Origin of the sequence: Pseudomonas sp. BGI-2, assembly GCF_004310295.1 — a bacterium.
In the GTDB taxonomy this organism is placed as follows: Bacteria; Pseudomonadota; Gammaproteobacteria; order Pseudomonadales; family Pseudomonadaceae; genus Aquipseudomonas.
Window position 1 is genome coordinate 1 of the sequence record NZ_SISB01000083.1, and the last position, 5,329, is coordinate 5,329.

Annotated in this window: 2 protein-coding genes; both read right to left on the minus strand. The window is 54.6% G+C overall.

The genetic code is table 11. The annotated features are described in order from the left end of the window. Window positions 1-940: 940 nt before the first annotated feature. Window positions 941-1,594 carry a DUF2931 family protein gene (locus EYC95_RS29845; protein WP_131063514.1) on the minus strand — a complete coding sequence of 218 codons (654 nt, stop codon included), beginning with the start codon at window positions 1,592-1,594 and terminating at the stop codon, window positions 941-943. Beyond that, window positions 1,587-5,051, minus strand: coding sequence for a type VI secretion system tip protein TssI/VgrG (gene tssI / locus EYC95_RS29850; RefSeq protein WP_131063515.1), 3,465 nt, complete (start codon window positions 5,049-5,051; stop codon window positions 1,587-1,589). Before tssI ends, EYC95_RS29845 begins: the two co-directional genes overlap by 8 nt. Window positions 5,052-5,329: the final 278 nt, after the last annotated feature.

Genomic DNA, 5,329 nt, shown 5'->3' on the forward strand with positions numbered 1-5,329 from the left:
GCGATATCAGCCATTTCTTGATGCATCGGTACAACTGGATTCGGCCCCATCAATTCAACGGTGGGCTGGCGCCAGCTCGGGCCGAAGAAAAACTTAACGTCGTGTCCGGGATTAGTTGACCACTACAATCGCATTCAGAATCTGCTTCTATCTGTGTCGGGTAGGTGAACTGCAATCGATGCTTATCTTGATTGTCATAAATATCAAAACCGGTAGGAACAGTAGTGGAGTGAAAGCGAGTTCCATTGCGAACCGATCCTGTTTCGGTGGGAATCGCAGGAACAACAACGAATCTCTGGATCATCTTCGCGTCCTTGTGTTGAGTGAACCTAAACTAATAGCGGCAGCCCGCCACTTCTGCAAGGTTAGAGGGGAATCCGCAGAAATCGGACAAAAGCGTACGTCAAGCCATAGCTAACGGTCAGGTTATTAGCAAGGTGCCAAGTTAAATCAATGACTTACGTTTTCTCCATCGACCCGGGCAGGCCCACAGAAACCGAACTAACTCGGGAAGCCATAGAGTACGGTCAGGATTCGAGCAAGATCACAAGTCAAATCAGTGGCTTACGTTTTTCATAAGTGTCCGACTCAGTACACCTTAACTGGGCGTCAGGCGAATCTCTTACGAAGTGTTAGAGAAGGGCTGTTTTCGGCATTTTCTGACGCCAAAGCGTACAGTTCTACGACCTCAACCTTACAGTTTGGATGCCTAGCGTACGATTTTTTCCGTTTTCTCTATCGACCCCAACTCGGGCATTGTTGCTCGCCTGCATGAGCGCACCGAGGTGACGCTGATCGACGACCTCGACACCGAGAGCCTGACATAGCTGCTTCAGCCCCTCTTCCGAACTGTTCGACACCTACTGAGGCCCGTGTTCAAAGAGAAGCTGTGTAAGTGCTAGCCCTTCGCCTCCAGGATACTTAAAGGGCCAGCACTGACCTACTTCCAAGAGTCGTACGGCACACCAAACTTCTCGACATAGGCTTTGGAAACTGCTGAAAGGGGCCGGTGGTGACCGTCAGACTTACCTTCATACGGGCCACGTGGATCAATCACGGCTTTTACCGTCGTCACTTCAATGGATGTCATGCAAGGACCGCCTACCCAGACTCTGGCGATACCTCCGGGGACCAGTCTTATACCGATCGACTGACGATATCCAGTGATCCATTTGCCATCGGCAGCGCAAAAAACTTTTTCGCCCTTGCGCATGAGCTCCCGAGTCGCCTCGGGGATTTTAATCACCATCAGGTAAGTTTGCGGTTCGGCCAGCGACTGCCAGCGAACATAGATCTGTTTGGGCAAGTCGGCCCCTGTCACACGCTTGCCGCCGCCGATGGCTATTTTTTTTGGCCAGCCTCGTGGATCGCCAGCGTTGTTAGGAGGCGCTTGCATTGACGCGACGCCACTAACCGCACGTGGATACACATGGTCCTGAATATCGACGACATCGGCTGTTTCGATCCAAACCTCCATGTAGTCGGGGGCCGAGAACCCCAGGTCCCAGGACTTGTAGGGCATTGACTGGCTGCTGGCGACAGTACAACCACTGAGCAGAAAAACGACAAGAGCGATACGGATAAAATTACTCATTAGGATGCACCGTGCGCACAGAGTTTTCGTCTGGTCGATTAATGAAGACGATATTCAGATCGCTATTATTTCGACTTTTAGCGGCGTTCCAGTTATCGGAGATATGAACGTAACGTTTGAACAGCAGTTCCTCCTCCTGCGGAGTCAGCGCTGTTGTTTTGCTTTTTCCCTGAGCGTAGGCCATCATTTTTTTGGAGATGGGAACGAGTTCCGCAGGCAGCGCTAGTCGCGGCTCGCCTTCGTCAATCTCGCCAAACGGTACTCCGTTTTCCACGGCCAATTCGCGCATGATCCGAAAGTAAATCAAGGACAAATCACTGCGGACTTCGCGTTGACTGCTGACGGCGGCGTAAACGTGTTTCATGTTTTTTCGATTGTCTTTGTCAGCGCTACGAAACGGCACCTCCCAAGTCCGGATCTCCAACGAAAGGTTATATTGGGCCAGTTGATCTTGAAGCCGTCGCAAGTCCTGCTGGGCAACCTTGTAACTGTTGGCTTCAGCGAAAGACGTCCTTTCTTCGACCGGGCTTTTACGCGGTTTGCTGAGCAGGATGCGCTCCATCGCCTTGGGTAAATAGCCGCCGCCCAGATCCGAATGCACGCCAGGCAGGACAATATCGGCCGATCCAAGACTGTTGAGGGCAAAGTTATAACGGCGCTCATTTCGAGCCACCAATTGGACGACTTTCTTAGCCGCATCTGGCGCCAGATGGATATTGATCCCTGGGTTATAAGCGTTATTACCAGTCCAGTCCCCCACCAGCGGATTGGCAATGGCCGCGACGGTGTCGTAAACGCCAATGAAATTTATGGACACATCGGTATGCGGCGTCCAAGCAAAGCTATCCGACAATACCGGGGCACCCATCGGCAATGCTTTGGCGAGGATACTTTGGTTACCCTTCAATACCTCATTGGCAAAATCCCTTGCCGCTGCGGAGCCACGGCTGAAGCCGAAGATATCGAACTCGATTTTAGCCACGCGCTTATCGGGGTTGTTCTCCTGAAATGATTGGATAGCCTGGAGAATAAGCGACGGTGTTTCCTCAACTCGCGCCCTGACGCCCTGCACACCTATACCGGTGCCTTGCGAAAAGGTGGAATCTTCTGCGGTACTGCTGGTACCGATGCCATCCACATAAACTCGCAGGCTAGCCGTCTTGGCATCGATTGGCCTCGCTATATTCGAGTGGTCTTCATAAAGGTCATACAGCCGGGCGACATTGCTGAGGTCATTCCCATAACTGTTATCCGGGCTACTTCCCTTTCCGTCATAACCGTGAACCGCACAGAACTGACGAATATCTTCAGCTGCTTCCTCCAGGTTCACGTCTGGCGCAAAGCAGCCAAACACCCGCTCACTGTTGTTGCGGTTGTTGCCGGTACCATCGAAGAACACCCCAACACGTAAGGTGATGTCTTCCAGCTCGACCTCTTCTTCCTCTTCCTCAAGCTCTTCCTCCAGAGGAGGGGCGTTCAGTTCCCCCACGGGAGGTGCACTGAGTAATTGTCCCGCAATGGCAGCGGCGGCGGCACCAGGGATTAATGGCGTGAGAATCTGGATACCCGTGCCGACACCAGGAGCGCCCCCAGAATTGATCTTCACGTCTGCGCCGCTGATCGTCACGCCACCGGCATCCACCTTGACGAAGCTCCCGCCAGCCTTGGCGGTCAGCTCCATCCCCGCCTCAACCACCACTTTGTCGCCTGCGTGGTAGTGAATCTCCTGGCCCGCCTCAACAAACTGCGCCGCCCCCACCTTCACATGCTGGGTCACGCCTACTGTCAGGTGATCGTCCGCCCGCGCTTCAGTCTTGCGATCCAGGTGCGTGATCCGATGTTCTTCCACCTTGAACTCGCTGAAAACATTGGCCTCGACCGTGTCATGCCGCTCATTGCCGATGCGGATCTTCTGGTCATGCTCAATGTTTTCATCCCAATCGCGCTGAGCGTGTAGGTAGATCTGTTCCGCACCTTTTTTGTCTTCGATACGAAACTCGTTGTAGCCCTTGCCGCCCGGCGAGATGAGCGTCTTGAACGTGCTGCGGGTCTTGTTCGCCGGCAGGTCGTAGGGAACGACGTTTTCCTTGTGAAACAGGCAGCCGGTGATCAGCGGTTGGTCGGGGTCGCCTTCGAGGAAGGTGACGAGCACTTCCATGCCGACACGTGGAATGGCGATGCCACCGTAGGCATTTCCGGCCCAGCCAGTGGCGACGCGCAACCAGCAGCTGGAGTTATCGTTGGTCTGACCGTCACGATCCCAATGGAACTGGACTTTGACACGCCCGTATTCGTCGCAATGGATTTCTTCACCCGGTGGCCCGGTGACGAAGGCCGTCTGGCTACCCAGAGCCTTGGGTTTTGGATGCTCCAAGGCTGGGCGGTAATGCGCATCCCACGGCGTGGCGAGGAAGCGATTACGGTAGCCTTGGTGAAAATCGTCTTTGCTGTGGGTGACATCGCTGGTGATATTCTCGCCGAGTACTTGCGGCTGTTTGCCTTCGTGAATCACTTCCAGCAGCAACCAGAGGTCGTTCCACTCGGCGCGCGGATGCTCGCTCAGGGCCAGGAAATGGCCGCTAACCAGCGTCGGCTCGTCGCCTTTGCCTTCGGCGAGTTGGTAGTCGCTGCGATGGCGTTCCAAGGCGCGGGTCGCCAGTTGTTTGCCGCGCGCACGGTTGGTGAAACGGCCAGGGTAGTCGTAGTCCTCCAAGTCCGGAGCAAAGGAGCTTTTGGCGGCGCCTCCGGGCAGGATACTTGGCTTTTCGAAATCGTAGTCGCGCCGGCTGACGCTGGTGGTGCGGGTTTCCAGGCGCAGGTTGAAACGTTTGATCACCGGTTTTTCGGCGGCCATGCCCGAGTCTTGCTGGTAGGCCACGGGCGCGAGTTTGCGGAAGACGGTCTGGTCGTCGCCGAACACCAGTTTGTGGCCGCTGCTGCTGTGCTGGAAGTGGAAGTGAATGCCTTCTTCTTCGCACAGGCGCTGGATGAAGTGCAGGTCGGATTCGTCGTACTGCACGCAGTAGGCGCGCTCCGGATAAATCGCGCCGAGCTGGAAGCTGTAGGCGTCGGCTAGGATGCCACGGGCTTCAAGGACCTGGGCGATGATCTTCGGCACGGTCAGATGCTGGAAGATTTGTTGGTCGTGGTTGTGGCGCAGGTAGGCCAGTTGCGGCACGAGGCTGATGCTGTAGCGGGTCAGGCTTTTGCCGGAGTCGCCTTGCTCGATGCGATAGACCAGACCGTGGACAAGGCCTTTGCCGGTGGCGCCGAAGGTCAGGCAGCCGCGCTTGTGCAGCAACTCTTCGAGTTTCAGGTCGGGGCGGGTGCTGACAAGTTCGATGTCAAAGCAGAAGGGCTGATTGAGGGCTTCACGACCAACAAAACTGAGTACCTGAAGGTCAACCGATACGCTCTCCAGCGCCAGGGAAATATGAGTTGCGTTTGCTTCCAGCATGCCTTGAATTCCATCCATTGAAACGATCTAGAATCTGGATGGTGCTGGAATATATCCATTATCTCAATGCAAAAATTACCGTAGTAAAAAATCAGAACCAAATATAGAGAGCAAGAACTTTCGGAATTACAACTTTCCCGAGGACAGATCTTGTAGTGGTCAACTAATCCCGGACACGACGTTAAGTTTTTCTTCGGCCCGAGCTGGCGCCAGCCCACCGTTGAATTGATGGGGCCGAATCCAGTTGTACCGATGCATCAAGAAATGGCTGATATCGC

Coding starts and splice junctions, on each gene's coding strand:
- EYC95_RS29845 (WP_131063514.1), bottom strand. CDS start 1,594: ATGAGTAATTTTATCCGTATCGCTCTTGTCGTTTTTCTGCTCAGTGGT.
- tssI (WP_131063515.1), bottom strand. CDS start 5,051: ATGCTGGAAGCAAACGCAACTCATATTTCCCTGGCGCTGGAGAGCGTA.